The organism is Acinetobacter sp. FDAARGOS_558, from assembly GCF_003937785.1.
GTDB lineage: Bacteria > Pseudomonadota > Gammaproteobacteria > Pseudomonadales > Moraxellaceae > Acinetobacter > Acinetobacter baumannii.
Genome location: NZ_RKJH01000001.1, coordinates 1576442 through 1603390, shown reverse-complemented (window position 1 = coordinate 1603390; position 26949 = coordinate 1576442). Strand labels below are relative to the sequence as shown.

29 protein-coding genes and 1 tRNA gene are annotated in these 26949 nt (G+C 40.8%); 26 read left to right on the top strand and 4 right to left on the bottom strand.

The features are described 5' to 3' along the window. The first annotated feature begins 57 nt into the window (after positions 1-57). The 18 genes from EGT34_RS07605 (at position 58) to EGT34_RS07520 (ending at position 16769) form a co-directional block, all read left to right on the top strand. Positions 58-261, top strand: coding sequence for a hypothetical protein (locus tag EGT34_RS07605; protein ID WP_024437274.1), 204 nt, complete (start codon positions 58-60; stop codon positions 259-261). Positions 262-327: 66 nt separating this feature from the next. After that, positions 328-651 carry a hypothetical protein gene (locus EGT34_RS07600; protein WP_024437273.1) on the top strand — a complete coding sequence of 108 codons (324 nt, stop codon included), beginning with the start codon at positions 328-330 and terminating at the stop codon, positions 649-651. Next, positions 651-881: a hypothetical protein gene (locus EGT34_RS07595; protein WP_024437272.1), complete on the top strand. Its 231-nt coding sequence runs from the start codon at positions 651-653 to the stop codon at positions 879-881. The genes EGT34_RS07600 and EGT34_RS07595 overlap by 1 nt, the downstream gene beginning before the upstream one ends. Before the next feature lies 1 nt (position 882). Continuing rightward, complete coding sequence (locus EGT34_RS07590) at positions 883-2526, top strand: portal protein (protein WP_024437271.1); 1644 nt, start codon at positions 883-885, stop codon at positions 2524-2526. Further along, complete coding sequence (locus EGT34_RS07585; protein ID WP_024437270.1) at positions 2523-3008, top strand: hypothetical protein; 486 nt, start codon at positions 2523-2525, stop codon at positions 3006-3008. The genes EGT34_RS07590 and EGT34_RS07585 overlap by 4 nt, the downstream gene beginning before the upstream one ends. Continuing rightward, positions 3001-3624 (top strand): hypothetical protein, encoded by a 624-nt coding sequence (locus EGT34_RS07580; protein ID WP_024437269.1) that lies wholly within the window; start codon positions 3001-3003, stop codon positions 3622-3624. The genes EGT34_RS07585 and EGT34_RS07580 overlap by 8 nt, the downstream gene beginning before the upstream one ends. Before the next feature lie 11 nt (positions 3625-3635). Next, positions 3636-4535 carry a phage capsid protein gene (locus tag EGT34_RS07575; protein WP_024437268.1) on the top strand — a complete coding sequence of 300 codons (900 nt, stop codon included), beginning with the start codon at positions 3636-3638 and terminating at the stop codon, positions 4533-4535. 104 nt (positions 4536-4639) lie between these two features. Beyond that, entirely contained in the window at positions 4640-5200 is a 561-nt protein-coding gene (locus EGT34_RS07570; protein ID WP_005134913.1) for a hypothetical protein, read from the top strand. Further along, positions 5200-7278, top strand: a complete 2079-nt coding sequence (locus tag EGT34_RS07565; protein ID WP_024437267.1) for a carbohydrate-binding protein — start codon at positions 5200-5202, stop codon at positions 7276-7278. The genes EGT34_RS07570 and EGT34_RS07565 overlap by 1 nt, the downstream gene beginning before the upstream one ends. Before the next feature lies 1 nt (position 7279). Continuing rightward, the gene (locus EGT34_RS07560) at positions 7280-7732 is read left to right on the top strand and encodes a GNAT family N-acetyltransferase (RefSeq protein ID WP_001198074.1); all 453 of its coding nucleotides are present in this window, start codon (positions 7280-7282) and stop codon (positions 7730-7732) included. A 2-nt stretch (positions 7733-7734) separates the two neighbouring features. Next, entirely contained in the window at positions 7735-8133 is a 399-nt protein-coding gene (locus EGT34_RS07555; RefSeq protein WP_024437266.1) for a hypothetical protein, read from the top strand. Continuing rightward, positions 8133-10124 carry a hypothetical protein gene (locus EGT34_RS07550; RefSeq protein WP_031971940.1) on the top strand — a complete coding sequence of 664 codons (1992 nt, stop codon included), beginning with the start codon at positions 8133-8135 and terminating at the stop codon, positions 10122-10124. The genes EGT34_RS07555 and EGT34_RS07550 overlap by 1 nt, the downstream gene beginning before the upstream one ends. 7 nt (positions 10125-10131) lie before the next feature. Continuing rightward, positions 10132-12762: a hypothetical protein gene (locus tag EGT34_RS07545; RefSeq protein WP_024437264.1), complete on the top strand. Its 2631-nt coding sequence runs from the start codon at positions 10132-10134 to the stop codon at positions 12760-12762. Beyond that, on the top strand, positions 12759-15284 hold the full coding sequence (locus EGT34_RS07540) for a hypothetical protein (RefSeq protein WP_024437263.1): 2526 nt from the start codon (positions 12759-12761) through the stop codon (positions 15282-15284). Before EGT34_RS07545 ends, EGT34_RS07540 begins: the two co-directional genes overlap by 4 nt. A gap of 154 nt (positions 15285-15438) precedes the next feature. Continuing rightward, a complete protein-coding gene (locus tag EGT34_RS07535; protein WP_024437262.1) occupies positions 15439-15741 on the top strand; it encodes a hypothetical protein in 303 nt (100 codons plus the stop codon). Between the two features lie 67 nt (positions 15742-15808). Beyond that, entirely contained in the window at positions 15809-16000 is a 192-nt protein-coding gene (locus tag EGT34_RS07530) for a hypothetical protein (protein ID WP_024437261.1), read from the top strand. Between the two features lie 10 nt (positions 16001-16010). Then, a complete protein-coding gene (locus tag EGT34_RS07525; RefSeq protein ID WP_024437260.1) occupies positions 16011-16439 on the top strand; it encodes a hypothetical protein in 429 nt (142 codons plus the stop codon). A 129-nt stretch (positions 16440-16568) separates the two neighbouring features. Next, positions 16569-16769, top strand: coding sequence for a hypothetical protein (locus EGT34_RS07520; RefSeq protein ID WP_024437259.1), 201 nt, complete (start codon positions 16569-16571; stop codon positions 16767-16769). A 36-nt stretch (positions 16770-16805) separates the two neighbouring features. Here EGT34_RS07520 and EGT34_RS21010 read toward each other — a convergent pair whose 3' ends face one another. Then, positions 16806-16949 carry a hypothetical protein gene (locus EGT34_RS21010; RefSeq protein WP_165381259.1) on the bottom strand — a complete coding sequence of 48 codons (144 nt, stop codon included), beginning with the start codon at positions 16947-16949 and terminating at the stop codon, positions 16806-16808. A 145-nt stretch (positions 16950-17094) separates the two neighbouring features. On the opposite strand from EGT34_RS21010, the gene EGT34_RS07515 reads away from it, so the two are divergent. The 8 genes from EGT34_RS07515 to EGT34_RS21240 all read left to right on the top strand — a co-directional run bounded on the left by EGT34_RS07515 (position 17095) and on the right by EGT34_RS21240 (position 23944). Beyond that, positions 17095-17409 (top strand): hypothetical protein, encoded by a 315-nt coding sequence (locus tag EGT34_RS07515; RefSeq protein WP_017724836.1) that lies wholly within the window; start codon positions 17095-17097, stop codon positions 17407-17409. A 2-nt stretch (positions 17410-17411) separates the two neighbouring features. Next, on the top strand, positions 17412-19070 hold the full coding sequence (terL, locus tag EGT34_RS07510; RefSeq protein ID WP_078216180.1) for a phage terminase large subunit: 1659 nt from the start codon (positions 17412-17414) through the stop codon (positions 19068-19070). 9 nt (positions 19071-19079) lie between these two features. Beyond that, the gene (locus EGT34_RS07505) at positions 19080-21473 is read left to right on the top strand and encodes an exo-alpha-sialidase (protein ID WP_024437374.1); all 2394 of its coding nucleotides are present in this window, start codon (positions 19080-19082) and stop codon (positions 21471-21473) included. After that, on the top strand, positions 21457-22359 hold the full coding sequence (locus EGT34_RS07500; RefSeq protein WP_024437373.1) for a hypothetical protein: 903 nt from the start codon (positions 21457-21459) through the stop codon (positions 22357-22359). The genes EGT34_RS07505 and EGT34_RS07500 overlap by 17 nt, the downstream gene beginning before the upstream one ends. A 147-nt stretch (positions 22360-22506) precedes the next feature. Then, positions 22507-22863: a hypothetical protein gene (locus tag EGT34_RS07495; RefSeq protein WP_000138205.1), complete on the top strand. Its 357-nt coding sequence runs from the start codon at positions 22507-22509 to the stop codon at positions 22861-22863. Then, positions 22860-23078 carry a hypothetical protein gene (locus EGT34_RS07490; RefSeq protein WP_001083663.1) on the top strand — a complete coding sequence of 73 codons (219 nt, stop codon included), beginning with the start codon at positions 22860-22862 and terminating at the stop codon, positions 23076-23078. Before EGT34_RS07495 ends, EGT34_RS07490 begins: the two co-directional genes overlap by 4 nt. After that, positions 23068-23622 carry a lysozyme gene (locus tag EGT34_RS07485; RefSeq protein WP_024437372.1) on the top strand — a complete coding sequence of 185 codons (555 nt, stop codon included), beginning with the start codon at positions 23068-23070 and terminating at the stop codon, positions 23620-23622. Before EGT34_RS07490 ends, EGT34_RS07485 begins: the two co-directional genes overlap by 11 nt. Before the next feature lie 124 nt (positions 23623-23746). After that, entirely contained in the window at positions 23747-23944 is a 198-nt protein-coding gene (locus tag EGT34_RS21240; protein WP_024437371.1) for a hypothetical protein, read from the top strand. Here EGT34_RS21240 and EGT34_RS07475 read toward each other — a convergent pair. The 3 genes from EGT34_RS07475 to EGT34_RS07465 all read right to left on the bottom strand — a co-directional run bounded on the left by EGT34_RS07475 (position 23937) and on the right by EGT34_RS07465 (position 26855). Next, positions 23937-25181 carry a tyrosine-type recombinase/integrase gene (locus tag EGT34_RS07475; protein ID WP_001127116.1) on the bottom strand — a complete coding sequence of 415 codons (1245 nt, stop codon included), beginning with the start codon at positions 25179-25181 and terminating at the stop codon, positions 23937-23939. The two genes, EGT34_RS21240 and EGT34_RS07475, sit on opposite strands and share 8 nt — an antisense overlap. Positions 25182-25347: 166 nt before the next feature. Beyond that, positions 25348-25423: transfer RNA gene (locus EGT34_RS07470), tRNA-Arg, on the bottom strand. Between the two features lie 76 nt (positions 25424-25499). Continuing rightward, positions 25500-26855: an amino acid permease gene (locus EGT34_RS07465; protein WP_002016863.1), complete on the bottom strand. Its 1356-nt coding sequence runs from the start codon at positions 26853-26855 to the stop codon at positions 25500-25502. Between the last annotated feature and the right edge of the window lie 94 nt (positions 26856-26949).

Here is a 26949-nt window from a genome sequence, read left to right as displayed (position 1 = left end):
ATTGCTGGATTTATAAAGCATACTTATGCATACATTGCGACAAGATGAGGGTTGAAGATGAACATTGAAGAGATTAAGAGGAATGCGCCAGAGGGGGCTAGCCTTTATCTTCATGGAGGAGATGGGTACTTAGATCATAAAATTATCTACTATCGCTTGGATGTGGAAGGTAAACTTACGTTTCATGCAGATTCAGAAGATATATGGCTACCTTGTCAAAATCCTAAAATAGTTCCTCAGCTTAAATTATTGTTAGATTAATCACCCAACAAACCCCAACTTAATAAAAACAACACTAGCCCTATTCACAACGAATGGGGCTTTTTCATGGCTGCTAAACGAGAAATTAAAACACCTGGTGTGACTGCTGAACCTATTCAAGAAGAAACAGTAGAACCAACACTACCTAAAACTACTGCTGAGCAGGCAGAAGAATCATTAGACGCAATCAATAGTGGTGAATCTGAGGGCGAAAAAGAGCCATCTCAAGAAGAACTATTGCGCCAAGAGTTAGAGCAGATGCGCGCTCAACTTGCCGAGCTAAAGAAGTCTACGCAAACAGAAGCGCCAAGTGCCGCTGGTGCAGCACAGCCTAAAAAACGCATTCCAGTTTTGACTGAAAAGGGCTGGTCAACTAAGGAGGCGGACTAATGTGCGGAGGCGGATTAGGGAAACTCATTTCAGCTGCGACTGACATGGTTGGGCTTACAGATACCAAAGGCGCTTCAAAAGGTTTTGATGCAGAAGCAGCAGATGCGGCCGCAAAAAACCAAGCTCAATTAGATGCAAATGCAGCAACGGCAGAGCGTCGTAAACGTAATGCTTCAACTGTTTTGGCGTCTGCTACAGACAACCAAAAGAAAACAACTTTAGGCGGCTGATATGAGTGAGCTAGTAGCAAGGTTATGCAAACGCTTAAGCGAGCTTAAAGCAGCGCGAAACCGCTTAGAACCGCATTGGTCTGAGTGCTATCGCTATGCGGCCCCTGAGCGTCAGCAATCGTTTATAGGTGATGATGTAACTGATACACGTAAGACACAACGAGCTGAGCTATTAGATTCAACACTATCAGAAGCAACGCAATTACTTGTATCAAGCATCATTTCAGGAACCACACCAGCTAATGCACTGTGGTTTAAAGCTGTGCCGAATGGTGTTGATGATCCAGCAGAGTTAACAAAAGGTGAGAAGTGGCTTGATGAAGTGTGTCAATTCATTTGGCGCAACATTCACGGGGCTAACTACGATAGTGAAATCTTTGATTTAGTTCTCGACTGTGTGGTTGCAGGTTGGGGCGTAATGTATGCGGATGTAGATCGTCATGCAGGTGGTGGCTATGTATTCCAGACATGGGATATCGGGCAATGCTATCTAGCTTCAACACGTCAAGATCAGAAAGTTGACACACTCTATCGCGAATATGAAATGACGATGGCCGCGTTAGTCAATGAGTATGGCGAAAACAAGGTCAGTGAGAAGGTCCGCAACACTTACAAGTCAAAACCAGATTGCAAGGTTAAGGTTTTGTGGGTAGTTGAGCCGCGTAAAACCGGCTACATCAAAGGTGATCGTCAGTTGATGCCAAAGGAAATGCCTTTTGCGTCATATCACGTTGAAGTTGATGAAAAAAATGTTCTTCGTGAGACGGGCTACAACGAATTTCCTTTTGTAATTCCACGCTTTAGAAAGATTCCAAATTCAGTTTATGGGACTGGTCAGGTCTCTATTGCTTTGCCCGATGCTAAAACAGCTAACAAGTTAATGCGTGACACGTTGCGTAGTGCCGAAATTTCAACTCTAGGCATGTATGCAGGGGTAGATGATGGTGTTTTCAACCCAAGAACTGTGCGTCTTGGCGGTGGGAAAATCATTGTTGTTAACAATGTGGACTCATTGAAACGCATTGATGACGGCAAAGGGTATCAAGTTGGCGTTGATTTGTTAGCTCATCTTCAAGGTGCAATCCGTAAAAAGATGATGGCAGATCAGTTGCAGCCTGCCGATGGCCCAGCAATGACAGCAACCGAAGTGCATGTCCGTGTTGACTTAATTCGTCAGCAATTAGGGCCGCTGTATGGTCGTTGGCAAGCTGAATTATTAACGCCTTTGTTAGAGCGTACTTTTGGGCTTGCTTATCGTGCAGGTGTAATTGGTGAAGCGCCAGAAGAAATGCAGGGCCGCAATCTGTCATTCAAGTTTATTTCTGCTTTGGCTCGTTCACAGCAACTAGAAGAAGTCACAGCAATTGAGCGCTTCTTAGCTGGAATGTCGAACGTAGCTCAAATAGATCCTTCAATCCTAGACAACGTAGATATGGATGCCGTAGCGCAAGTTTCGGGTATGGGCTTAGGTGTGCCTACAGCAATTCTACGTACTCAAGATCAGATCGATGCAATCCGTAAGCAGCGTCAGGAAGCACAGCAACAAGCTGCACAACAAGAACAAGAGCAGGCTCTAGCACAACCACTCGCAAATGCAGTCGGTAAAGGCCTTGAGTCTGAATTAACCAGTGAGACACGACAATGATTAATGCCCTTTTTGTAGTTGCAGTTCTGGCCTTTATTGTGGCTGCCGCATTTGCCCTAGCTTACAAAGTTAGTGGTGAGGAATGGGAAGAAAAGTATTGGGCGGAGAACCGCTTGTACTTAGATACCACCATTCAATTGGCTAAGTCACAAGAGGAATTAGAGAAAGCCAATTCACGCATTCAGCAGCTTGAAGAAAGCCTCCGCAACAAGGAACAGAAGCCCGAAGAAGTTGGAACTTTTGTTCAACATAGAGCATTGCGCCCAGCAACACCAGAGACATATCGGGTCGTGTTTGATCTTGATCTGAACGGGCAACGCATCCTTGAGCATCTGACCCAAAAGTATTGCCGCAATGCCTTCTCAAATACAGACCGTGAAACCAATTACAAGCTTGGTCAACAAAGCGTTGTGGCTGGAATCATCAATGAAATCAACAAAGCAAATGACCCAAATTACAGTGAGGTAGAGAACGATGCTTAATGAACAACAAGAGACAAACACAGAAAACGTTCAAGCAACTGAACAAACTCAAACAACACCTGTGGATACAGCAACGCCACCAGTTGAGAGCCAAACTCAAGAGCAGAAACAGCCAGAAAGTGAGACAGAAACCAAGCCAGATATTCCTGAGTCTGCGGATGCTTACAAAGTGGAGTTGGAAGGCTTTGATTTCGATGCATTCAAGTCTAATGAAGATAACAAAGCTTTTTTAGAAAGTGCTCATCAAGCTGGACTAACTAATGAGCAAATGTCGGTGGTGATGAAGGCTTATGACCAGCATACAGCCGTGCAAGTAGAAGCACTTCAACGGGATTGGGGTAACGATTACGAAGCTAACTTACGTTTCGCCAATCAAGCAATTCAAGCGGCTGGGCTTCAAGTTGCGGATGTTGATTCTCCAACATTCGGTATTCGTCTAGCTGCCTACTTTGGCAAGGCATTACAAGAAGATATGCCGCCTCAAAACACCCAACAAAGCGGTGCCGAGAACATTCAAGAATTAATCGCATCAGAGGCATACATGGATGAAAGTCATCCCGACCACAAACGTGTCACTGCCCAAGTTCAAAGTTATTACCAAAAAGCATACGGCTAGGGGGCTAACCAATGGCGAATGAAAATAAAATTACGGCAGCGTTTGTACAACAGTTTCATGACACGTACGAAGTTGCCTCAATGCAAAATGAGTCACGATTACTTAAAACAATTGTGAACCGTGGAAAAATTGTCGGTGAATCATTCACTGTAAATGATATGGGTCAAGTCGAAATGTCACCTTCTGGTGCGCGTTTTGGTAATACTAATTGGACTATTCCAGACGCTGGCGTACGTACAGCGCTTATGTCAGATTGGGATTTATTTATTCCGATTGAGAACCGTGATATTCCAAAGTTAAAGGCGCATCCAAATGACAAGTACATGAAGAACTTGGTTAGTGCCCGCAATCGTACGACAGATGACATCATTTACCAATCTCTAATTGGTAGTGTTACACGCACCACTGTAGATGATGCAGGTTCTAAAACTGTTTCTCAGGTTGCTTTACCAAACACTCAGATCATTCTTTCAAGTTTTGGACCACTGAAAAAGCAAATCATTAAGGCAAAAACCCTATTCCGAACCAATGAGTGTGACGAAAAGAATGGGGAAAAATTATATATGATCTACGATTCACATATGATGGAAATCTTCCTTAATGATACTACTCTCACCAATGCTGATTACTTGAAAATTCAGATGCTTCAAGAAGGTCAAGTAACGACAAATTGGCTTGGTGTTGAGTGGATCCCTTACGAAAAACTCAACAATGGTGCTGGCGGTGCTACAGAGCGTCGTACAGTGATGTATGCGGGAACTGCTGCACACTTTGGTGATGCAGACATTACAGGTTTTGATATTTCTACTCGTCCAGACAAGAAGAATATCAAACAGGTTGGTGGCGTTCACTCATTTGGCGCGGCTCGTGCCAATGAGAAGAAAGTGGTTGCTATCGACTTCTTAGTGTAAGTGCTTTCACCCCACTGTTAGGGCAGGCGGTGGGGTGCTTTTTATACTCAACAAAACACCTTTAAACCCCGAAGAAACTATCCAAAAAGCTTCGGGGTTTTCTTATGTCTGTATCAAAAGTCACCATTTGCAATAATGCATTGAGCATGATTGGTGGGCAGCAAATTGCCAGTTTTGAGGAAGACTCAAAATTAGCTCAAACGTGCCGTAATATTTATGATACTACGCGTTTATCAATACTGCGCTCACATCCTTGGTCATGCGCCAAAAAACGGCAAATCTTATCTCCAATCTCTACATATCCAAGCTTTGGCTATGCTCATGCCTTCCCATTGCCGAGTGATTACGTCCTGATTATTTCAGCCAATACTGAATGCTATGAAGTAGAGAATCGTCATATCTTGGCAAATGCTGAAGTAATTCACCTTGAATATGTTTTTGACAACGATAACGAGCAAACTTGGGATGCAATGTTGGTTGAAGCTATGACGTACAAAATGGCATCTAAGCTTTGTAAGCCAATCACGGGAAGTGATGCGGCTGGTCAATCAGCAGAAGCGCAATTCCAGTTTTTGATTAAGCAAGCACGTACAGTGAATGGTCAAGAGCGACCAAGCCAAGACGTTCAGTATGCAGAATCAAGTTACTATTGGGAGCGCTTCTAATGAGACAGTGGATCCTAAAAAATAATCTGAGTTCTGGTGAGTTAAGCCCGTTACTTTGGACACGCACAGACATTCAGCAATACGCAAACGGTGCTAAAAAATTACTTAATGCATTGCCTTTGGTTGAAGGTGGGGCAAAGAAAAGACCGGGCACAAAGTTCCGTTCTATTTTTGCAGGTGCATTGCGTTTAATTCCGTTTATTGCAAACTCAGAAAACACCTATTTGCTTATCCTCGGTGTGTCTTTCCTCAAGGTTTACAACCCAAGAACGTATGCAGTTGTTTATGAAACTGTGACACCTTACAACACGGCCCAAAAAGTACGTGAAGTACAGTACGCACATACTAAATACCGCATGTATTTTGTACAAGGTGATACACCTGTACAGCGCTTGCTGTGTTCTGCCGACTTTACAAACTGGCAATTTGCAGCTTTTACCTTTGGTGTGAACCCTAATGATGAGTTAGGCAGCACTCCAAACGTGGCATTGACACCATCCGGTACAGAAGTTGGAAAAGTTATTTCCTTAACTGCTTCATCATTCCCAAACTGGTCTAATACTGAGACTTACTTAACAGGTGATCGTGTAATTCACACAAGTAAAACTTGGCGTGCAACGATTGACAATAAAGGGATTGAGCCTACTGCAACTACTTCGGAATGGGAAGAAGTGACAAATGAAGCAGCTAACGTTTTTACACCTTCAAATGTAGGTTCAATTATTGAAATTAATGGTGGGCAAGTAAAAATAACTCAATATGTAGACCCTTCTCGTGTAAAAGGTGAAGTTTTAGTAAAACTAACTTCTGCTGTTCAAGCTATTGCAAAGTCTTGGGTTTTAAAAAGTATCGCATTTAGTGCTACAGCGGGTTACCCAAAGGCAGTGTGCTTCTTTAAACAGCGCTTAGTATTTGCTAATACGAAAACAAGCCCTAACCAGATGTGGTTTAGCCGGATTGGTGATGACGGCAATTTCTTAGAGACAACTGAAGATGCGGATGCGTTTAGTATTGCTTCAAGCTCCGCTCAATCTGACAATATTTTGCACCTATCACAGCGTGGTGGTGTAGTTGCATTAACTGGTGGTGCTGAGTTCTTAATTAACTCTCAAGGCCCTTTAACACCAGCTTCAGCACAGATTGATGAGCATACTTCTTATGGTGTTCAAGCAAATGTTAAGCCTTGCCGCGTGGGTAATGAGCTTCTCTTTGTTCAGCGTGGTGGTGAGCGTTTGCGTGCGATGTCATACCGTTATGAAGTTGACGGGCTTGTCTCGCCTGAATTGTCGCAAATTGCCCCGCACATACCTGAAAACCATGCTGGGATTAAAGAATTAACTTTCCAGCAGACACCAAACTCTATTGTATGGATTGTTATGGGTGATGGTGCAGTTTCAAGTATCACACTAAACCGCGATCAGGAAATGAATGCTTGGTCTCAGCACGATTTTGGTGGACAGGTTTTATCTATCTGCGCCTTGCCAACTGGTTTAGGTGAGGATCAGTGTTTCATGCTTACTAATCGTAATGGCTCTACAGTTTTGGAAGAGTTTAGCGAGTCTGCACAGAGTGATTGTGAGTTCGACATCAACGTGACTAATGGAGTTGGATCAATTTTAAATCTTGATATTCAGGTTTTAGATAATCCACTGGTTAATTTTAATAATGCGGATGGATATTTCTATTCGACTTACACAGTAAGTGGCACCAACATAAATCTATCTAACACTGATCTAACCCAAACAGTACATCTTGGCCAACCGTTTAAAACTGAAATCGACCTATTGCCACCAGACTTTAGCCAAGTACCAACAACTGCAATGTTTCATAAGATTCAGGTGCACGAAATGGCTATCTTTTTGAATGCATCGGTTGGTGGATATATCAACGGGCAGGAACTATCTACCAAGTATTACAACCAATCAGCGTTCGTAAACTTGCCTTACACTGGCTATGTGGTCGATTCATTTGTTGGATGGCAGCCGTTACATGAACTTGAGGTCAAGATAACACACGACAAACCTATGCCTTTACACATGCAAAGTATCTCTATGTTGGTATCAATTAATGAGAAATGAGATGCAAGTACGGGCAGCAAACCTAAATGATTTAGATACGCTTGTTGATTTCGGCAAGCGTCTCACTAAAGAATCGCCAATCTTTTCAAAACAAGGATTTGATGAGCAAAGCGCATCTGATCTATTCGAATATTTAATTAAAAAACATAACTCAATTTTTCTAGCCTTAGATGAATATCAAAATCCAGTTGGCACAGTCATCGGTGTTATTGAAACGGACTGGCGAACAGGGCACAAATTAGCTTTTGAACAAGGCGTTTATGTACTTCCTGAGTACCGTAAATCTAATATTGCCAAGCTTTTAGTGAACACTTTCATTGGATGGGCACAGCTTAAAAATGCTGACCGTATCCAGATCGGAACCATGACAGGCATCCATGCAGATAAAACAGTAAAACTCTATGAAAGTCTTGGCTTTAATTTGATTGGCTATGTTCTTGAGATGGAGGTTTAAGCATGTGCAAAGGTGGTGCTATTTCTTCGGGCCTTGAAGCTGTTGGCAATATCTCAAATGCGCTTATGGCAGATGCTACAGCTAAGGGTAATGCAAAAACAATTCAATCCGTCTCCAAAGTTCAAAGCAAAAAGATTAAAGAACAAGGGCAGCGAGACGCATCAAGCGCTATGGCTGCGGCCGCTGAAAATGGCTTGGATGTAAATGTAGGCGTTCCAGCATTAATCGAAGATGAGATTTTAGGGGATGCAGCATATAACGCATCAATGAATATCAGTCAGGCTGGTTATAGTGCTTCAGATGTATTGCGACAAGGAAAGATGCAGCGTAATAACTATGGCTATAAGGCTGCAAGTGATGTTATTAAAACAGCAGCTCAAGCGTATGATGGGTGGAAATAATGAAAATTCCAGTTTCACGGGGACGTGTAGAGCCTCAAGCGCAAATGCAGACTTTTACACCAAATACGGGCTTAGCTGAAATTGGTCGTTCTATTGGAGGGGCACTAGAGGCTCGCAGTGAAAAACTTAGAGAAGAACAGGATAAAACAGAAAAAGCTGATTTTGCATTACAGTCATCCAAGATTGGTGCTGATATTAGCGTTGTAGATAATGATTTACTGCTAAAAATGCAGAGTGGGGAATTAACCTACGATAATGCCGTAAAGCAAAGACAGGAAAGCCTTGAGTCAATCAAGACGCAGTATAAAAATGTGGTGCCTAAGCAGTTTGAGCAAAACTTTAATAATTACTTTGAACAGCATTCTTATCAGAGTGCATCGAAGTATCTGCCTATTGCACAAAAATCAGAACAACAACAGGCAATTGTCCAGCTCAAAGGCATGCGAGAAAACTATCTTAAAAATCCTAATGCTTCTGAAAAAGAGGTGTGGAATGGATTGTCTTTGTATGCACAGTCCAAAGGTTTACCGTTGGCTCATGTTCAGGACACTTTTAATGAATACAAAAATAACCGTGCCAGCAATGATGTAACGACTTTCTACCAGGCGAATAAGTCTGACAATGAAAAGCTGACTGAACTCTCAACTCCTGAAGCTGTTATTGCAAAACATCCTAATTTAACTCAAGAACAGGCTGTTTACTGGAGTGGTCGAACATTAACCCAGATTGACCAGAATAACCGGGCAGTTGCCTTACAGCAAAAGCAGTTAGAAGATGACGCCAAAGACGCTGTTAATGAGATGAAGGCGGATATTGAAACAGGCTTGATCCCAAGTGAAGACGTGATTAAATCCCGTTTAGCACGTGTTAAGGGTACAGGGAAAGAATCTGAGTTTGTTCAGTACAGCGGAGCTTTGGTTGAAGTACAGCAGTTCATGAGACTGGGAGCGGATGAGCGTGAAGCTTACCTCAGTAAAAAGCGTTCAGAGGCTCAAAATACGGCGCAAGATAATGCTAAAGACGTGAGCTGGAAGTTAAACCTTCTGTCTAAAACGCATGAGAATATGTTGGGCTATGAGAAAAATAATTCAGCTCTGGCGTACTCAATCAAGACTGGTCAAGATCTAACTGTAGTACCTACTCATGCAATTCTCAGTGGCAACCCTGAAGCTATTGCAGCTCTATCCAAGAACATCAAATCTATTCATGCGAACAATATATTGAACGGGACTGTAGGGTCTTTAAATCCATTCACTACCCAGCAGCAAGCTGAACTAAAACAATTCTGGGAAAAAGCTAGACCAGGGGATAAGTTGAGTTTGCTAACCAGTCTTTACAAATCCAGTGCGGGTAATGCCAATGCATCCAGAGATATGATTAGTAGCATTGCTGGCGAAAGCGGTGCATATCGATTATCTGCTTCACTTAATAATCGTGGCTTGCAAGATATTGCTGGGCAGATTATTACTGGGCAGGATCTATTGGATAAGAACTTGGTAAAAGTTGATGACAATGCCCTAAGAACCTATACCGCAACCTACTTAGCTGGCATCACTTCACCAGGTAAACCAGACTTTCAGATTTATTTGGAGTCAGTCAAAGCTAACTATGCTTATTTGGTTCAAAAGTCCGAGAAAGTAGCCGATTCAAAGGGAAGTATATTAAATAAAACCATAGATGAGGATTTGTTCAATAAAGCAATTCTAAATGTAACTGGTGGCAAGTTCACTTCAGGGGGATTTTTCGGAAGTAAATCGGTAGTACTGCGGCCTCATACCGTTAGTGAAAAGGCTTTTCGTGAGCAGCTGGAAAGCTTTAACTCTCGTAATGCCAGAACCTACGGCGGATCTGATAAAGACTTCTTCTTGGATCTGCCTTTAGAACAAGACCCTAAAAATCCATACGTCTATTACTTCAAGAATGGTACCAAGTACATCATGGATGCCACCGATAAGAAGCGTCAAACACGTTTAACATTTAAAGTGAGATGAGGTAAAGATGGATTTTTTAGCAGATGATGAATTAACGTTAAATCAAGAAGATCCTCGCTTCAAACCTAAGAGTGAACGTGGTGGATTTAGCGACGGGGCTTTGGGTGTTGTTTCTGGTGTTGCCATGGGTACCGTTGAGGCTGCCACTGCTCCAGATGCCTTAATACGGGGAGATAAGAAAGCAGCTGCATTGAGAGCGCAAAACCTTGAGATTTTTAAACCTGATGACTTGGGGGGAGTCGGTGAGTTTACTTATGGGCTTACTAAAGACTTTACCCGTATTGGATGGAACGCCGTCACTACTTTGGGGACTGGCGGTGTACCAGGCTTAGTTTTGAACTCTGGGCTATTTGGGTACCAGACCTTTGAAGCGGAGAAATCAGACTTACTGAATAAAGGGGCAGACATAAAAACTGCTCAAACTGGTGGAGCGATTAAAGGGGTTACAGATGCTTTGGGTTTTGCTATTCCTACCCATGGTGTTGCTAAATCGGTAGTAGCTGATGCTGTGGCTACTACTGCGCTGGCTACTGGAGCTGGCGTAGCTGGTGATTATCTGGAAGGTTCATTTCTTGAAAACAATGAAAATAAAAAGGTCGCTCAATACGGTGAAGCATTAAAGGAAAATGCTTTAAGTCCATCCACATTAGCAGCAAACGGCGGGATGGCACTCCTACTCAACTTGTGGGCCAATAAAGGTCGATTGAGACCTGAGCAGGTAAAAGAACACGGTAATGTTGATACGATGAATGATGCTGCTCATGTACAAGCGAACCTTGAGCATGCAGAAGGGATGAATCCTTTTAATCCAGAAAATGCAAAAGAAGCCAATTCACACTTTGATGCACTGGATAGTGCAATGGAGAGTGCATTGAATGATGAGCTGGTCAGCTTAAAAGCACCAGTGAGCGGAACACCCAAAGCAGTCGTAACCAGTACGCCAGTGGCATCAATAACAGGTACACCGAAAGCTATCGTAAGACCCGGCACTATCAATACGGATGAACATCAAGCACCAGTAATGGCGGAGCTTTTGACTAATCCTGTATTTGATAAAAAACCTTGGACAAAAACGATTGTCCAGGAAGCCTCTAAACGGGGTATCAATCCAGTAGATGCCTTAATCATTTCCCATTTAGAAACTGGTGGCACCTTCAGTACTTCAATCCAGCCAAAGGGCAGAAATGGGGAGTTGCTTTCATCGGCCACCGGCTTATTTCAGACTTTGGATAGCACCTTTGCCCGTATGGGGGGTAAGAATAAGTTTGATGGTAATGATCAAATTAAAGCGGGCCTGAACTACTACGAGCACAATGCCAAGGTTTTCCGCAGCCACTTTAACCGAGACCCTAATGGCCTAGAACTTTACTACCTGCATTTCTTTGGTGAAGGTGGTGGACCAGTCTTTTTGAAAGCCAAGGATAATGAGCTTTTTGTTGATGTGGCCACACGCTGGAGTAAAGGGAACAGTAAAAAAACTGCACGTCAAATAGCAGAAGAAATTACATCCTCTCATAAGTTTAATGGCATGACTGTTGGACAGGTAAAGGCTAAATACGAAAAGCGCTGGAATGAAATTGCGAGTCTTTATAGTGATGTTCGTGCAGATACCTCAGCAAGATCTACCGAAGTTCGAGGGAGCGAATCAGAGTTCCCACAGTTTGAGTCTGATATAGCAGCACCGCCTACTTACAAGTCCCAGTCTGATGCTGAAATTGAGGCCATGCCTTTTGTACTCAGTGCAGATGAACATAGTGTTAAATCACTTCAAGAGGAGTTTGAAGCTTTATCTTCTCCTTTGACTAAAGAGGATTTGGAATATCTGAAAGCTACGGCGCATTACCAATATTCAGATACTAATGCTTATCGAGCGCCGTATGTAGAACCACGGGTCGATCTGTCTGGAACAAGTAATAGTGCTAATCGTACTTTAGACACACTGGAATCTGACCTTTACCAACTTGAGCCAAAACAACAAGGAGTTGTTGTTGCAGATTCTGAGTCGAATATTTCAGATATCAGTACCAGAACATCCGATCCACATATTCTGCAAAACTCTATCGCTGAAGGCATAGATAGTTGGATTCCCACCAGGTCACAAAATTACCTTAAACGAGAACGCTCAGCTGAGGGTGGGGGCATCATTCAAGAACTACACAATAAGACCTCTAATACAACTTTTCAGCGGCAAGTCAATCAGGACGGCACTATTAGCCCGGTAAAGGCTACACGTAATGGCGAAGACCTGTTTGCTCATCCTGCAAATGGTAAAGCAGATAGTGCTGAACTAACTGCAGTACAGCATAAGGCTGCTCAGGCATTAGAGCGGGAGTTCTGGAAGCCAGGTAAGGTCAAAGTCGATGGTGCACCAGACTTAACCAAGTCCAGTAAAGGTGAGTACGGTTCATTCACTGACACGGCAGATGGTAGGGAAGCGGTTTCAATTCTGGAAGCAGATCCCGACATGGAAGTAACTTTTACTCGTCTGGATGAAAACGGGAATGAAGAAATTGTGACGATGTCATCCCGTGATTTACTGGACTATGTCAAAGAGCAAGAAGAAATCGCAAAAGACGAAATTCAGGCAGTGAAAGCATTGGCTAGCTGCGCATTAAGATTTGGGAGTGAAGCAGCATGAGAGCTGAATGTAGAGAACAAGTTGCAAAAGCCTTAGGCAAAAAAAGACTCAGTGCAGCTGATAGTAATCGCATTTCATCACTGTATATTCGAGCACAAAATACGTTGGCTAGAACTGATGCAGATTGGATTTTCAAAAGTCCTGCTGAGCGCGCGGAAGCCATTGCTCAGAAAACAGCTACAGATCTCGCCGTCCAGATTGCCAAGAATAATCAAAATATTGCCAGAGATGCTGTCATTAAGGCGCAGGTGCAGAACGAAATCTATAACCATCCTAAATTAAATCCGGTCCAAGCTTTAATGCGGAAGATTGCATACTTCTCGGATCAGAGTGGTATCCAGTCTATAGAGAAGCAATCCCAAGCCTTGCACAGTCGCTGGATGTCATTGGTTGCTGATGTGTTTACCAAGACACAAGAGCGCTTTGGTATGTCAGTGAACAAGGCAATGACTGATGACATTATCCGGGTCATGTTTGGTGGCAAGTCTGATAATCCAGAAATTATGGCGATGGCCAAGGAAGTAAGCACCGTCCTAGAGGAGATGCGTTTAGCCTTCAATCGGGCTGGAGGGAATATCAAAAAGCTCGATAACTTTGGCTTTATGACCTCACATGATCAGAAGAAAGTAGCCCTAACAGATCAATCAGAATGGGTGAACGATGCCTTAAACGGTTTAGATCGCAATCAGTATGTCAAAGAGACTGGTGAGCTGATGGATGAGCTGGAACTGAGGTCCATGCTTGAAGATGTCTATAAAACAATTTCAACCAACGGCGCCAACAAGGACTTATTGGTACTGAATAAGCAGGCCAAAGCAGGAGCATCACCGGTGGGCGGTCGTTCTAAGATGGCAAATCGTCACCAGGAATCACGTGCTTTGCATTTCAAGGATGGTGACGCATGGCTGGCGTATCAGAAGAAATATGGAACTTATGATGAAGCAGGGTTTCATGAAATTCTGAAAAACCATACTCACCGCATGAGTACAGAAGTGGCCATGATGCAGAACCTTGGGTCCAATCCTCGTCATACGTTTGAATCTCTATTGGATGAAGCCAAGATCAAACTGAAAGCAGATCCACAGAATGGATTGAAACATGGCGAAATTGATAAGCAGGCTCATCGAGCCATGTCGATGTACAACACTTTGGATGCCAATACCCGAGCAATTGATTCAACTCTGGGGAATGTTATGGGGGGACTTCGTGCCTTAATGGTTTCATCTAAATTAGGTAGTACCACGCTGACGACCTTTGGCGACCATGCCAGTATGAAGAAGGTCGCTAATATGCTGGGTCTGTCTTATACCAAATCCATCCTCCCTGAATACATGAAGCAACTGAAACAGGGTGCCACACGTGATGAAGCCCTACGTTTTGGGCTTGGTATCACTGAGATGGTAGGCGGTATGTCTCGCTTTGGAGATGCTGATGTGGTGAGTAGTGCCACTAAATCAGGCCGCTTTAATGCGCGTATGCAGGCCTTTGCTGCAATGACTATGAAAGTGTCAGGATTAAACGCCGTGACAGCCAGTGCTAAACGAGCGCTTAATCTGGTGCATATGAATAAGCTGGCTGAAATGACTCGTAAAACGGATTGGAAGGATCTTGGTGCGGATGATCTTAAGATCCTACAGGGGAACGGTATTACCGAACGTGATTGGCAATTATGGCAGCAGCTGGAGCCAAGTAAACGTGAAGATGGGACGGCGGTACTTTCGCAGAATGATTTTTTTAATGCACCAGATGATGTGATTAAGCAGTTTTTGCCATTGGACAAGCAGGATAGTGCGAACGCCATTGCTGACTTCCGCTATAAGGCTGCAATGAAGTATCAGACTCATATCTTCAATGAGGAGTCAGTCGCTATTATTGAAGCAGGTGTACGTGAACGTAGCATCATTAACTTGGGCGAAGCTGGTACCATCCAAGGGGAATTAGGCCGAACCTTATTTCAGTTCAAAGGCTTCCCATTGGCTTATATGTTCCGCATTGGACACCGAGCCTTTGCTCAGGGAGATATTAAGAGCCGAGTAACGTTCCTAGCTTCATTACTGGCTTATCAAACTTTAGCAGGTGCATTGATCGTTCAGACTCAAAACTTGGCAAATGGCAAAAATCCAGAGCCAGTATTCACCATCGATTTCTTTGGCAAATCTATGCTCAAAGGTGGTGGGCTTTCCTTCTTGGGCGATATTATGTCTGCGCTTTCAGATCCTACTGGTAGAAGTGCATCCGACTTTATCAGTGGCCCATTATTAGGCCAGAGCATGAAGTTGGGTATGCTGCTGACTGGTATGGGGAATAACATCATTGAAGGGAAGGAATCTACCCGTATGATGGAGGTAGCCAATACCCTAAAAAGCAATATTCCATTGCAGAATCTTTGGTACAGTAAGCTGGTCGTAGATCGAATGCTGTATTCCAAAATGCAGAATATGATTGATCCTGATTATTTACCAAGAACACAGCAGCGCCTGGAGAACCTAGGTAATAGTTACTGGTGGGATTTATCGGAATAAAATTAGGAGCTTCGGCTCCTCCTTTTTAATGGCTCTGCGGAATATGATGTGTAAATCTATTCTATAGAGCCTTTTTAATTATTAGGATGGCTTGTATAGGCAAGTAGATTAGTGCTACATACGTATACAAATCTGATTTTGAGAAGGTGATAGAGTGAAAATATACATTGGATTATTATCAATAACTTTTTGCTCCATTGTGTATTCTGGTGAAGACATAATTAGCCCAGATATACAAAAATATTTAATTCTTAATGATTCTGTATTTACCGATTATAAAAATACTAAAAATAAAATTACTTATGCTTATATTGGGTTACAGGACAATCTGTTTTGGTACATGGGGTGCTCCAAAACAATCATTAAAGGTTTGCCAACTGTAGATTGCTTAATCCTATCCAAAGATAATCGTTTTGCTATGCATGTTGCTCCAGAAGGAACGATGGTTCTTTTTTGATAGAGAAAATTTTGTTAAGTCTAATAAATATTTATTTGAAGTAAATTATCGTATAGATGGAAAGCCAATGCAGACATTGCCTAGCACCATTATTACACCTTCGGCTAAAACAAATAGTTTTATAGCGAGCTTATTAAAAGCAAATCGCTTTAACTATTCAATCAAATCAGATAATAAATATGCATCATATAAGTATGATTTGAAGGGGTTAGATTTGGTCTATGGATTAGCAAAAGAAATTGTTGAATTAAATAATTAGGAACTGATGCATGAAAAGACTACTTGGGCTAATGACATATCTATGCAGTTCTATTGTTATGGCCACTCCAATTACACTTCAACATTCTAAGACCAGCTATGTGAACTCTGGGATCTGTTCCGCAGTGGTGGATGTAACGATCCATGATTTTCTTGGAACCTATGACAAACTGTATTTAGACCTTGTGGCAAAGGATAAAGCCGGTAGAGTGCAGGGGACTTCTGAGAATGTAATAACCTACGGCGATATACAAAACCTTCAAGGTAAAGCATTTGGGAATGTCTTTATCGAATCAGAGACTATGTGCGGAGCGGGTCGCACTTGGACAGTTCAAGTTAAGCGCGCCGTCCTGGTCGCAGATGGTAAAAGAGAAGACCTACTGAAGGCTAAAAAAGTTCATATTGATGACTTCCAGCCGATGAAATTTAAAGTTAATTGAGACTCTTGTATATGCTTACTATTTTTCAATTCTATAACTGATTTACAGCTATAAATTAATAAATAAAGTTGAAAGTATTACTCACCAAAATAAATACTTATCTGATCGATTTAAGAAGGTTGTGGAGTGATGAAAAGATTTTGGGAAAAGGTAGGAAACTTTTACATTTATTCTTTATTTGCCGGACCTGTTGCCATGGTTTTCTTAATGAGTGGCGATCAAGATTATATAGTAAATAAGATTTTAACTTTTTATTTTATGGGAGTCTTGGCTTTAACAATTGTTCTTTGGCCAATCTTAGCTTTTATAGGTAGAAAGAAACGATCATAAAAATAAGGCTGCATTTGCAGCCTTATTTGTTTTTGATTAACGACCACCTGGGCGACGATCAGCTGCACGATCTCCACAAGATGAACCATCTTTAGCAGACTGCCAGCTATGGTCACATGGGCCAGCAAAAGTCATAGTTGTAGGTAAAGCTAAAATAGCTGCAAGGATTAAAGATTTCATTAAAGGTACCCCTAGTTGTTGTTTGCAAATTTGCTCACTAAGCATACATTTTAAATTATTAATATTCTATGACTACCAAAGTAGGACACCCAACAAACCCCAACCGAACCCCTTGTATATATGAACTATATGCGAGGGCTTTTTTATGCGTGATGATCAAATAGCAGAATTAGAAAAACTTCAGGAGATGATGACCGATGATATGTTGAAAATCGGGTTCGCTGCTGTTGATTTAGGTTTTGAGTCAAAAGAGGACCGAGGCGATAAGGTTTGGCTATATAAGGGGTTTAACCAATGTAGCTCAGCAGTTGCAAAGATTAGCCAAATAATTGGAATGAAACAGGGGACTATTCCGCCTGCAAGTACAGATGAAGAAACACAAAGAAAATATGAGGAAAATTTAAAAAATAAAGCCAAAGCGATTATTCAAAGTGTTAAAGCTAAGTCAAATTATAGTTAATTATGAAAGCATCTTTTGCTGAATTCTATGTTCTTTGGGATGAATACTTAGGGCGGGAAACGCCCTTATTCCACATTGAAACATGTGAATGGATGGAAAATCTATCTGATGAAGTTGATAACCTTCTCATGCTTCCACGTGGGCATAATAAATCAGGGATAGTAACTGTATTTAATGCTTGGCGCTTCTATCGTGATGTTGATGATTTAGTACTACATCAAGGAGCAACAAATATTGATGCTCTTAAGTGTAGTCGTGCAGTAGTTCGTATTCTTGCCAATCACCCACTTTGTAAACTTAATAATGTAAAGAAATCTCATGGTGGTGTTATTAAATGGTGGGTAGAAGGCTCGAGTGATGAACAGTATGGTTCTATGTATGCGCGAGGCATTTTATCAAGCGTAACTGGACAACGTGCCAAACATATCCAAAACGATGACGTAGAAGTACAGAAGAACGTAGCGACAGAAGAAAATCGAGAAAAATTAAAACATAGCCTTACAGAACAGACCCACATTTTAGTACCTGGTGGAACAAGCTTATTTATTGGAACTCCACACAGCTATGAATCTATCTATAAAGAAATGATTGAGGCGGGGGCGAACTGCTTTATTAGACGGATGTTTGAACATGAATATCGAATAGAGGGGCGAAGAGAAGCAGTTCTAAACTTCTATCCTGAATATGTTTTTAGTGGCATTCATAAATATAGTAAGTGCCTAGAAGAGAATAAGCACTACACAATAGAAAAACATGGCAATGGCTATAAAGTAACACTTCTTGATGACTATTCATTTGTTGACTTTTATGCCAAAGCACTATGGCCTGAACGCTTCACTAAACAGGAAATGACAAAACGACGTAAAAAGTGTCGAACTATCAATGAATGGGATTCACAATACCAACTACATGCTAAGCCTATTGGTGATGTTCGTCTTGATCCTGACAAGTTGATCCCATATGACTGTGAACCAACTTTAAAATATGCCAATGGCGTTGCATTAATGATGTTAGGCAATGTCAGAATTGCTTCTGCTTCTCTACGTGTTGATCCATCTGAAGGGAAGAAAGATTCAGATATCTCATCTGTTGCACTAATTCTTCATGATGAACAAGGCCGAATGTACTGGCATAGATCTATTAGCCTGAAAGGAGAAGTGGGTCCTACGGATGAATCAGGCCACAACATTATAGGTGGACAGGTCTATCAATTAGTTCAACTAATTAAAGAGTTTTACATTACTAGAGTGACGGTTGAAACAAATGGTGTAGGTGGATTTTTCCCAAGTGTTCTAAAGAGTTGCCTCAAACAACAAGGTGTTAGATGTGGTGTAACTGAAATAAAAGAAACTAAGAATAAAAACCTAAGGATTTTAGGAGCTATTGAAGGCCCATTAAATTCGGGTGTTCTATGGGCTCATGTATCAGTTTTATATGATCCAGATAAGCCAGAAGATGATAGTTTTGAAGTTCGTATTATGCGCTCATGGAATCCAGCAGTTACGAACCAGATTGATGATCCATTAGATTCATTAGCAGGTGCAATATCTGATGAACCTATACGCATAGGTAAATTACACAACAAAGATGAGTATAAAGAAACGCCTAATTGGAGAACAAACGGTGGCGTACATGAAGCCGCCTTAGATTTCGAAAATTAGGGGTAGGCTATGTCAGTGCCAGAGCAAATACCATATGTCGGATATGTCGCAAATGGACAGACGACAGAATTTCCAATTACTTTTGATCTTCATGATCCTGAGTATTTGATTGTAACAATGAATAAAGAAATTCCTGTTGTTGGGACATATGCAGTTGATATGAATGCTCTAAAAGTAGTGTTTGCAACTGCACCAACAGATGGAACACAAGTAGAACTGTATCGAGAAACAGAACTAAACCGAGATACAAATTATCAAAAATATGACAACTCATTCCGTCCTGAAGCTGTAAATTACGACTTCGATAAGATTTGGCATGTCTTACAAGAACAAGACATGATCGATGCAGAATTATTAGCGCGACTTAAAGCGGAAATTGAATGGAGACGCACGCATGACGCTAATTTTGATGAATTGGCAAAAATGCGTGATGCGCAAATATTCACAGGACTAAAGCAATATATAGATACATATATTGCAGCAACAAATCCAAATATTTTTGAAGGCATTACTGCAGGCATTGTCTTCGCTTTAGATAAAAAAAGTGTTCAAACACACTTAGAAAATATTTATCAAGAGCTTATTAAATCTAATCAAAGCATTGCCGAAGAAAAATCTCGAGCAGAAGGAGCTGAGCAAGAGTTAGAAGGCTTGATTTCTACGCAACAAGCCAATTTGAAGGCAGAAATTCAGCGCGCTATAATTTCTGAAGCAGCAATTGATGCAAAAGTTAATGCAAATGGTGTAGGCAACAGAGCTTACAAAACTTATGCAGATATGGATGCTGATAAAGCTAATATTCCTGCGAAATCAAAAGTCACAGTCACCAATGATGCTACTCCATCTAATAATGGCGACTGGCAATGGGATGGAACTACTTTTACAAAGTCAATTTTTGATCCAGTTTCACAAGCAGCGGCCGATGCAACCGCTAAAGCGAATGCAGCAGAAGCAAATGCAAAAAACTATGCAAATAATCGAATTCCATTAGATGCATATGACGCACTTGACATGCGGGAAGACATTGCAGGTTTTGTTTATGCATACACAACAAAGGATGGCCAATTAAAACTTGTAGGGATGAGTGGCGGAGTTCAAGAGAACATCAACACCCTAGTTTCACAGATTTTTTCAAGAGATGATGGTGTTTTAAATACTTTTCTTGATAAAAGTGGAAACGTAGTTGCTTATACAGATTTAAGTTCAAATCTACATGTTGCTGGTCAGATTTTTCAAGGCGGTGAATCACTATCAACCATTGTAAAAGAGACGCCAAAAAATTTAGACCGCACCGCATGTCTAGCCTATCAGTCTAGTTTGATTAGCAAATATCCACCACGTTCTGAGTTCACATCTGTAATGACTCGTGCAGAATCAAATGGTCTTCGAAACCGTATGATTTCTGCTATTAAAGTCCCGACTGGGTTGTTTATGGTTTGGCATCAACAAACTAAAGCCGAGTATGATGGTGATGGCTCAGGGTCTGCATTTTGGTGTGGTTTTGCTGATATTGATAGTAGTCAAAACATCACAATTCGAGATAAAAAACTATTTATTTACCCAGATACAGATGCGGGTATTGTTAAACATCCACATTTGGGTCGCACATCAGATAATAGAATTATTCTTGTTTATGAGAAATCAGTTGGGTATGCGGAGGCGACAGCACAGAATCCTGTAAATTACATCAGATATGTTAGATATTCATCAGATGAGGGTGTTACATGGACTGATCCTGTGGCTTTAACTTTTACTAACAATCCGCCAACAACAGCATTAAAAGCGTTAGGAACAACATCCGAAGTATTAAGACTTAAATCGGGAAGATTGATTGTCGCTCTTTATTCGACGCTGGGACAATGTGGATGTATCTATTCAGATGATGATGGCGCAACATGGAGTTATTCACAGCAATGGATACGCGAATCAAATTGGGGTACAGAGCCGTGTATTAACTTAGATAGTAATGGGCATTTGATAATGTCTATGCGCCCAATGCAATCGACACAGATGTTTGCAGGGTTTGCACGTAGTGTTGATGAGGGCAAAACTTGGCAATTAGTTCACACAAACAAGCTTGTAAGTGTCGTGAGTCAATCATTTTTGCTCTATGACGATGCACTAGGCTTGCATATCGAAAGTCACGATACTAATTCTTTAAATCAACGAACTAGATTCCGTTTATCGCTTTCTTATGATGATTGCAACACATTTCCGCTCCACTACGCACCCTTTGCTGATACTCGTTATGTTGGGTATACGCAAATAATTAAATGGACTGAAGGGGTATATCTATTAATGATGGAATATAACGATAAGTGGAGTGGTGTTAATAGTAATGAAGATTTGGGTATTCAACTTTTTACAATTTCGGAGATTATGAACAATGTCAGTCGTAATTAAATCAAATCGAGCTTCGCTCAAAAACTTTGGTACTTACGCATCACTTATCACAACTGCATCTGAAGCTTACACAGCATATAAAAATCGTGTAGAAGCAGATGGCGGAACAGTTATGAATGAGAATGCTACAATTGCAGCATTTGATTTTCTAATTAAAAATGGACTGCTTGGTGCGGCAAGAACGTGGGTGTCATCTTCATTCGGGTTAAAATTAAGTGGCTCTAATATTCTTAAAGCTTACAGTTTGAGCGGAGAAGATTTAGTATCTGTTAGTTTTGGTTCTGGTTTACTACCAACATTAAATAACGGTATAAAGTTTAATAACACTGTTTCAGACACCGTGAATGGAACAATTTTAACATCTTTAAATAAAATAGACTTGCGTGGTAAAGGAACTTTTATTGGGCATCAGCGTTTTGCTCAAGCCCCTTCAAGAAATTTTTTAACTATTGATGCAGCTTTAACATTGCACAATGGTGAACCGAATGCTTCCCCGCTACTAACTCTTCAAACCCCACTGAATAGTAACTACACGCGTTTGCGCAGGCAGGTTGGAAATAATCCAAACCAAAATAATTCAGGTTCTGCTGCTTATGCAAATATTGACTTGAATTCAAGTACACAGGCAGATGTTAGATACCAGCATAGAACATCAGAGAATATTGGGACAGGTATAGGTTATCGTGATGGTTTGGCAGTTACTCTTCCACCATTAAGCCCCGCCAACTTTGATGGATTTAAAGCTTACATTGATATTGGAGGGGCTAACTATCAAACTGGGAATTCGCCAACACGTTATTTTTCAGATACAACATTTAAGCATTTTTATATGTTTGATGAATTAACAGAAGAGCAGGTAAATGCACTTGTGAAATTAGTAATCTGATGTAGGACCATTGATGTGTGCTGAAAAAACAGGAGGTTTTAACTTGGTAAACTAAACACAAGCAACTAACTTACCCACCAAACCACCACAAGCCCTTTGCTTCAATAGCTTAGGGCTTTTTTATTGCCTAAACGAAAGGGGGAAGGCATGACTGAAAATGAATCGTATGGGTTGAGATTTGAAAAGAAAATCGACTCCATTCAGAGTGATATTCGCATGTTGTCAGATCATGTTACTCGACTGACTTTCATTAATGAAGCGCACAAAGAGACTAGCGAACAGAACAAAAAAGATATCGATACATTGGATATCAAAGTCGCCAATTTAGAAAACCGCACAGCAGCGCAAGATGGTGGAATTTCTGTGCTGCGTGTATTGCTGGGAATATTTGCAGGCATCGTATTTTCATTGTGTGCGTGGGTTGGATCTTCAATTATTCAATTAAGCCAAGACCAGTCTTTAATTAAAGAGAAAGTATCACGGTTGGAGGAAGCAAAAAGATGAACAGTGAAAATACTCGCGCATATCTAGCTTTCGCATTAGTGGGACTGATGTTTGTTTTAGTGATTGCTTTATTTTTTGTGGATATGCCGCGAGAAAACAGCAATCTGATCAATACGGCATTGGGTTTTATTGCTGGGGCTATGACAACTGCATGTGGGTTTTATTTTGGTAGCTCTGAGTTAGAGAAAAAGAAAGGTGAATCCAATGACAACTAAACCATTCTTCGATGCTGCCCGAGTAATTGCAGGCGGCAAGCTTACACAGGCGCAAGTAGACGATCTAAATAAAGTGGTCGAAAAACTTGCACCAAGTGGGAAAACGACAAGTGATGTTGGTATAGATTTAATCACAAGTTTTGAGGGAACAAGATTCAAAGCTTATGACGATGGTGTTGGAGTCTGGACCATTGGCACTGGCACCACAGTTTATCCAAATGGCGTGAAGGTTAAGCAAGGTGATACTTGCACACCTGAGCAAGCTAAGACTTACTTTAAGCATGACTTAGCCAAATTTGAAAAGACTGTAAATGAATCGGTAACTGTACCTTTAACTCAAAATCAGTTTGATGCATTAGTATCGCTGACTTACAACATTGGCTCTGGTGCTTTTAATAATTCAACCTTATTAAAGAAACTCAATAAACGTGACTATCAAGGTGCTGCTGATCAATTTCTTGTGTGGAATAAAGCGGGCGGTAAAGTTATGAAAGGTCTAGTTCGTCGCCGAGAAGCAGAGCGAGCACTCTTTTTAAAGAAGTAACTTATATGTGTAAGCGTACTAAAGTTGCAACAATCATCACATTGCTGTGCCTCCTCTTCTCAGGTTGCACAGCTCACACTATTAATAGTAATGTGAATGTCTCAATTTGTGTAAGGGCTTTATGATGCAAGTCATGATTATGGTTTCTGAATCTGGCAAGATGGAGCACACATGCAATCTTCTTGCCGAAATAAATAAAAAAGGTGAAGTCATAAAGATTTATGACCACAATGGAAACGAGCTAAAAATTAACTTTTTAAATAATGAAGTTTACTTTAATAAGACTTGGTGGCAATTCACTAAGATACAATCACTTATCTAGTTGGTAAGGTCTTGGCATAATCTGCTTTAATTTGATCACAATAATCTGCCCAGCTTTGCATCATCTCTCTTCTTTTCTCTAAATGTTTTGTCCGGTTGTATGCTCGACCATGCATATCTTTAACTTTGTGTGCTAATTGCTGTTCAATGATTTCAATAGGGTAGTTAAGTACTTCCTCTAATATTGTTCTTGCAGAAGCTCGGAAGCCATGTCCGCAAACTTGTTCAGATGTATAGCCTAACCTGCGTAATGCTTGGTTAATTGTATTTTCTGACATTGGTTTAAGTTTGCTAGTCATAGAAGGGAATACATACTCACTTTCCCCGTCAGGATCATAAGTCAGTTCCTTTATTTTCAGCAACAGTTCTTTAACTTGTCTAGGAATAGGCACAAGGTGTTGAACGCCAGTTTTATTTTTGGTTTTTGGTGGCGTATACCTCCAAAGATCAATTTCTAAGTCAATATCTGGCCACTTTGCGTAACGCAGCTCACCCGGACGAACAAATACATAAGGAGCAATTTTTAAAGCCATTTGGGTAATGAACGTGCCTTCATAAAAATCGATGTCGTAAAGTAGTTCAGCAAATTCATTCGATTCAGTCAAAGCTGATAAATGTTTTACTTTAGGTGTTTTTAAAGCACCTCTTAAATCTTGAGTTACATCTCTTTCACACCTACCAGTGGCGACACCATATCTCATGATTTGTCCGCATTTCACTTTAACTTTTTTTGCTGTCTCTAATTTTCCTTGTTTCTCATAAATACGACAGATATTTAAGACTTCAACTGGTGTGACTTTATCTATAGGTTTTTTCCCAATATTGGAGTTTATGACTTGAAGTAATCTTTTATGCCCACGGATAGTTGATTCGGCAAAATCCTGTTTTGATTCCCATTCTGCAGCAACAGCAGCAAAAGTATTTTTCTCTGAGTTTATATGTTCTTGTTCAACTCTTTTACGTTCAACTTGTGGGTCAATATTCTGAGCCAGTAAAGTTCTAGCTTCATCCCGTTTAGATCGTGCATCTGCAAGACTTACTTCTGGGTAAGAACCAAAACCAATAGTATTTCTTTTTTTTGTATACGGGCGTGAATAATCAAAACGCCAAAACTTATTTTGGTTTTTATCTATAAGTAAATAGAGACCCGAACCGTCAGATAGTTTCAGGGATTTACCATTTTCTGATTTTGCTTTCTTTATCTTTGTATCAGTAAGTGGGACAACGGTTTTAGGCATTTTTGCGGTACCATTTTTGCGGTATTTTATGAGGTACTGTATTAAGTACCGTAAAAAAACAAGAATTATCTCGGTCTATGTCGGACTATTAAAGACTATAAAAATTTAATAATCAATTATAGACAAAGGGTTCCCGTACTATTTCGGACTAACGTGTAATTTAATTTGGTGCGCCCTGCGGGACTCGAACCCACGTCGGTCGCTTAGGAGGCAACTGCTCTATCCAGTTAAGCTAAGGGCGCATAATTTTCTGATTATAAACAAAAAAGCCATTGCCGAGGCAATGACTTTTTATAGTTTTAAGTACAAGCTGTTAGATTACTGTTCTTTGGCATTGAGTACTTTAAACAAAATAAACATGAGAACGATCCAAATAGGAATCATCATCACTGATTCTTTAAAGCCCTGACTCCACATAATGTAGAGTACTACAGCAATAAAACCTAAAACCAAATAGTTACTAAACGGTGCCCAAAGTGCAGGAAAGTGAGTTTTTTGACCGAGTTTTTTCATTGCTGATTTAAACTTAAGGTGAGTCATACTGATCATCGCCCAGTTCAATACCAGTGCTCCAACAACAATGTACATTAAGTGGCTTAAAGCATCTTCTGGTACAAAGTAATTTAAAAGAACACAGCCAAAAATGAGTAATGCCGATAGCAAAACTGCTGGTACAGGTACACCTTGTTTATTTACTTTCTTGAAAATTTTTGGTGCATTGCCTTGTTGAGCTAAACCGTAAAGCATACGGCTATTTGCAAACATCCCACTGTTATAAACAGAGAGAGCGGCGGTTAAAATAATAAAGTTCAGTAAGTGTGCAGCCCAACCAATACCCATTTGACTAAAAATCATAACAAATGGACTTTTATCGAGTCCGCCTAGATCTAATTGGTTCCACGGCACTAATGAAAGTAAGATCGCTAGTGAACCGATATAGAAAATCAAGATACGGAAAACAACTTGGTTAATTGCTTTTGGAATGGTTTTTTTCGGATCTTTTGCTTCTGCCGCGGCCATACCAATCAGTTCAATACCACCAAAGGCGAACATCAAGAAAGCCAACATATAGAAGAGGCCACTAAAGCCATTTGGAAAAAATCCACCATGAGACCAAAGGTTACTAAACGAAATGCTTGAACCTACATCTGCTGTAAATAGCAAATAAAGGCCAAAAACAATCATAGAGATAACCGCAGCAACTTTAATAATAGCGAGCCAGAATTCGGACTCACCATAAAATTTGACGTTTGTTAGGTTAATTGCCGTAATCACGACAAAGAAAAATAAGACAGAAGTCCATGCTGGAATATGAGGCCACCAGTAATTAATATATTTGGCTACCGCGGTGAGTTCACTCATCGCAACCAGAACATAGAGCATCCAATAATTCCATCCAGCTAAAAATCCGGGAAATTTCCCCCAGTATTTATACGCAAAATGGCTGAACGATCCTGCAACAGGTTCTTCAACAATCATTTCTCCCAGGTGGCGCATAATTAAAAAAGCAATTAAGCCACCAATGGCATATCCTAAAATAATGGATGGTCCCGCAGATTGAATCACTTGCGCCGAGCCTAAAAATAATCCGGTACCAATTGCTCCACCCATAGCAATTAATTGGATATGTCGATTTTTTAGTCCTCGTTGAAGTGTAGAAGATTCGTTGGTCAAAGGTCTTCACTCACAATGAATAAGTAAATTATTCTAATAGATGGATTTATTTTAGCCTAGACTACAATTAAACAAGGGATGACTGTAAAGTAAC

What these genes read in the sequence shown, in the direction of transcription:
- EGT34_RS07500 (WP_024437373.1), top strand. Translation starts at nt 21,457, where the DNA reads ATGTCAGTCGTAATTAAATCAAATCGAGCTTCGCTCAAAAACTTTGGT.
- EGT34_RS07495 (WP_000138205.1), top strand. Translation starts at nt 22,507, where the DNA reads ATGACTGAAAATGAATCGTATGGGTTGAGATTTGAAAAGAAAATCGAC.
- terL (WP_078216180.1), top strand. Translation starts at nt 17,412, where the DNA reads ATGAAAGCATCTTTTGCTGAATTCTATGTTCTTTGGGATGAATACTTA.
- EGT34_RS07475 (WP_001127116.1), bottom strand. Translation starts at nt 25,181, where the DNA reads ATGCCTAAAACCGTTGTCCCACTTACTGATACAAAGATAAAGAAAGCA.
- EGT34_RS07590 (WP_024437271.1), top strand. Translation starts at nt 883, where the DNA reads ATGAGTGAGCTAGTAGCAAGGTTATGCAAACGCTTAAGCGAGCTTAAA.
- EGT34_RS07605 (WP_024437274.1), top strand. Translation starts at nt 58, where the DNA reads ATGAACATTGAAGAGATTAAGAGGAATGCGCCAGAGGGGGCTAGCCTT.
- EGT34_RS07550 (WP_031971940.1), top strand. Translation starts at nt 8,133, where the DNA reads ATGAAAATTCCAGTTTCACGGGGACGTGTAGAGCCTCAAGCGCAAATG.
- EGT34_RS07560 (WP_001198074.1), top strand. Translation starts at nt 7,280, where the DNA reads ATGCAAGTACGGGCAGCAAACCTAAATGATTTAGATACGCTTGTTGAT.
- EGT34_RS21010 (WP_165381259.1), bottom strand. Translation starts at nt 16,949, where the DNA reads ATGAAATCTTTAATCCTTGCAGCTATTTTAGCTTTACCTACAACTATG.
- EGT34_RS07505 (WP_024437374.1), top strand. Translation starts at nt 19,080, where the DNA reads ATGTCAGTGCCAGAGCAAATACCATATGTCGGATATGTCGCAAATGGA.
- EGT34_RS07580 (WP_024437269.1), top strand. Translation starts at nt 3,001, where the DNA reads ATGCTTAATGAACAACAAGAGACAAACACAGAAAACGTTCAAGCAACT.
- EGT34_RS07600 (WP_024437273.1), top strand. Translation starts at nt 328, where the DNA reads ATGGCTGCTAAACGAGAAATTAAAACACCTGGTGTGACTGCTGAACCT.
- EGT34_RS07525 (WP_024437260.1), top strand. Translation starts at nt 16,011, where the DNA reads ATGAAAAGACTACTTGGGCTAATGACATATCTATGCAGTTCTATTGTT.
- EGT34_RS21240 (WP_024437371.1), top strand. Translation starts at nt 23,747, where the DNA reads ATGCAAGTCATGATTATGGTTTCTGAATCTGGCAAGATGGAGCACACA.
- EGT34_RS07555 (WP_024437266.1), top strand. Translation starts at nt 7,735, where the DNA reads ATGTGCAAAGGTGGTGCTATTTCTTCGGGCCTTGAAGCTGTTGGCAAT.
- EGT34_RS07585 (WP_024437270.1), top strand. Translation starts at nt 2,523, where the DNA reads ATGATTAATGCCCTTTTTGTAGTTGCAGTTCTGGCCTTTATTGTGGCT.
- EGT34_RS07565 (WP_024437267.1), top strand. Translation starts at nt 5,200, where the DNA reads ATGAGACAGTGGATCCTAAAAAATAATCTGAGTTCTGGTGAGTTAAGC.
- EGT34_RS07530 (WP_024437261.1), top strand. Translation starts at nt 15,809, where the DNA reads ATGCAGACATTGCCTAGCACCATTATTACACCTTCGGCTAAAACAAAT.
- EGT34_RS07490 (WP_001083663.1), top strand. Translation starts at nt 22,860, where the DNA reads ATGAACAGTGAAAATACTCGCGCATATCTAGCTTTCGCATTAGTGGGA.
- EGT34_RS07575 (WP_024437268.1), top strand. Translation starts at nt 3,636, where the DNA reads ATGGCGAATGAAAATAAAATTACGGCAGCGTTTGTACAACAGTTTCAT.
- EGT34_RS07595 (WP_024437272.1), top strand. Translation starts at nt 651, where the DNA reads ATGTGCGGAGGCGGATTAGGGAAACTCATTTCAGCTGCGACTGACATG.
- EGT34_RS07570 (WP_005134913.1), top strand. Translation starts at nt 4,640, where the DNA reads ATGTCTGTATCAAAAGTCACCATTTGCAATAATGCATTGAGCATGATT.
- EGT34_RS07515 (WP_017724836.1), top strand. Translation starts at nt 17,095, where the DNA reads ATGCGTGATGATCAAATAGCAGAATTAGAAAAACTTCAGGAGATGATG.
- EGT34_RS07545 (WP_024437264.1), top strand. Translation starts at nt 10,132, where the DNA reads ATGGATTTTTTAGCAGATGATGAATTAACGTTAAATCAAGAAGATCCT.
- EGT34_RS07540 (WP_024437263.1), top strand. Translation starts at nt 12,759, where the DNA reads ATGAGAGCTGAATGTAGAGAACAAGTTGCAAAAGCCTTAGGCAAAAAA.
- EGT34_RS07485 (WP_024437372.1), top strand. Translation starts at nt 23,068, where the DNA reads ATGACAACTAAACCATTCTTCGATGCTGCCCGAGTAATTGCAGGCGGC.
- EGT34_RS07520 (WP_024437259.1), top strand. Translation starts at nt 16,569, where the DNA reads ATGAAAAGATTTTGGGAAAAGGTAGGAAACTTTTACATTTATTCTTTA.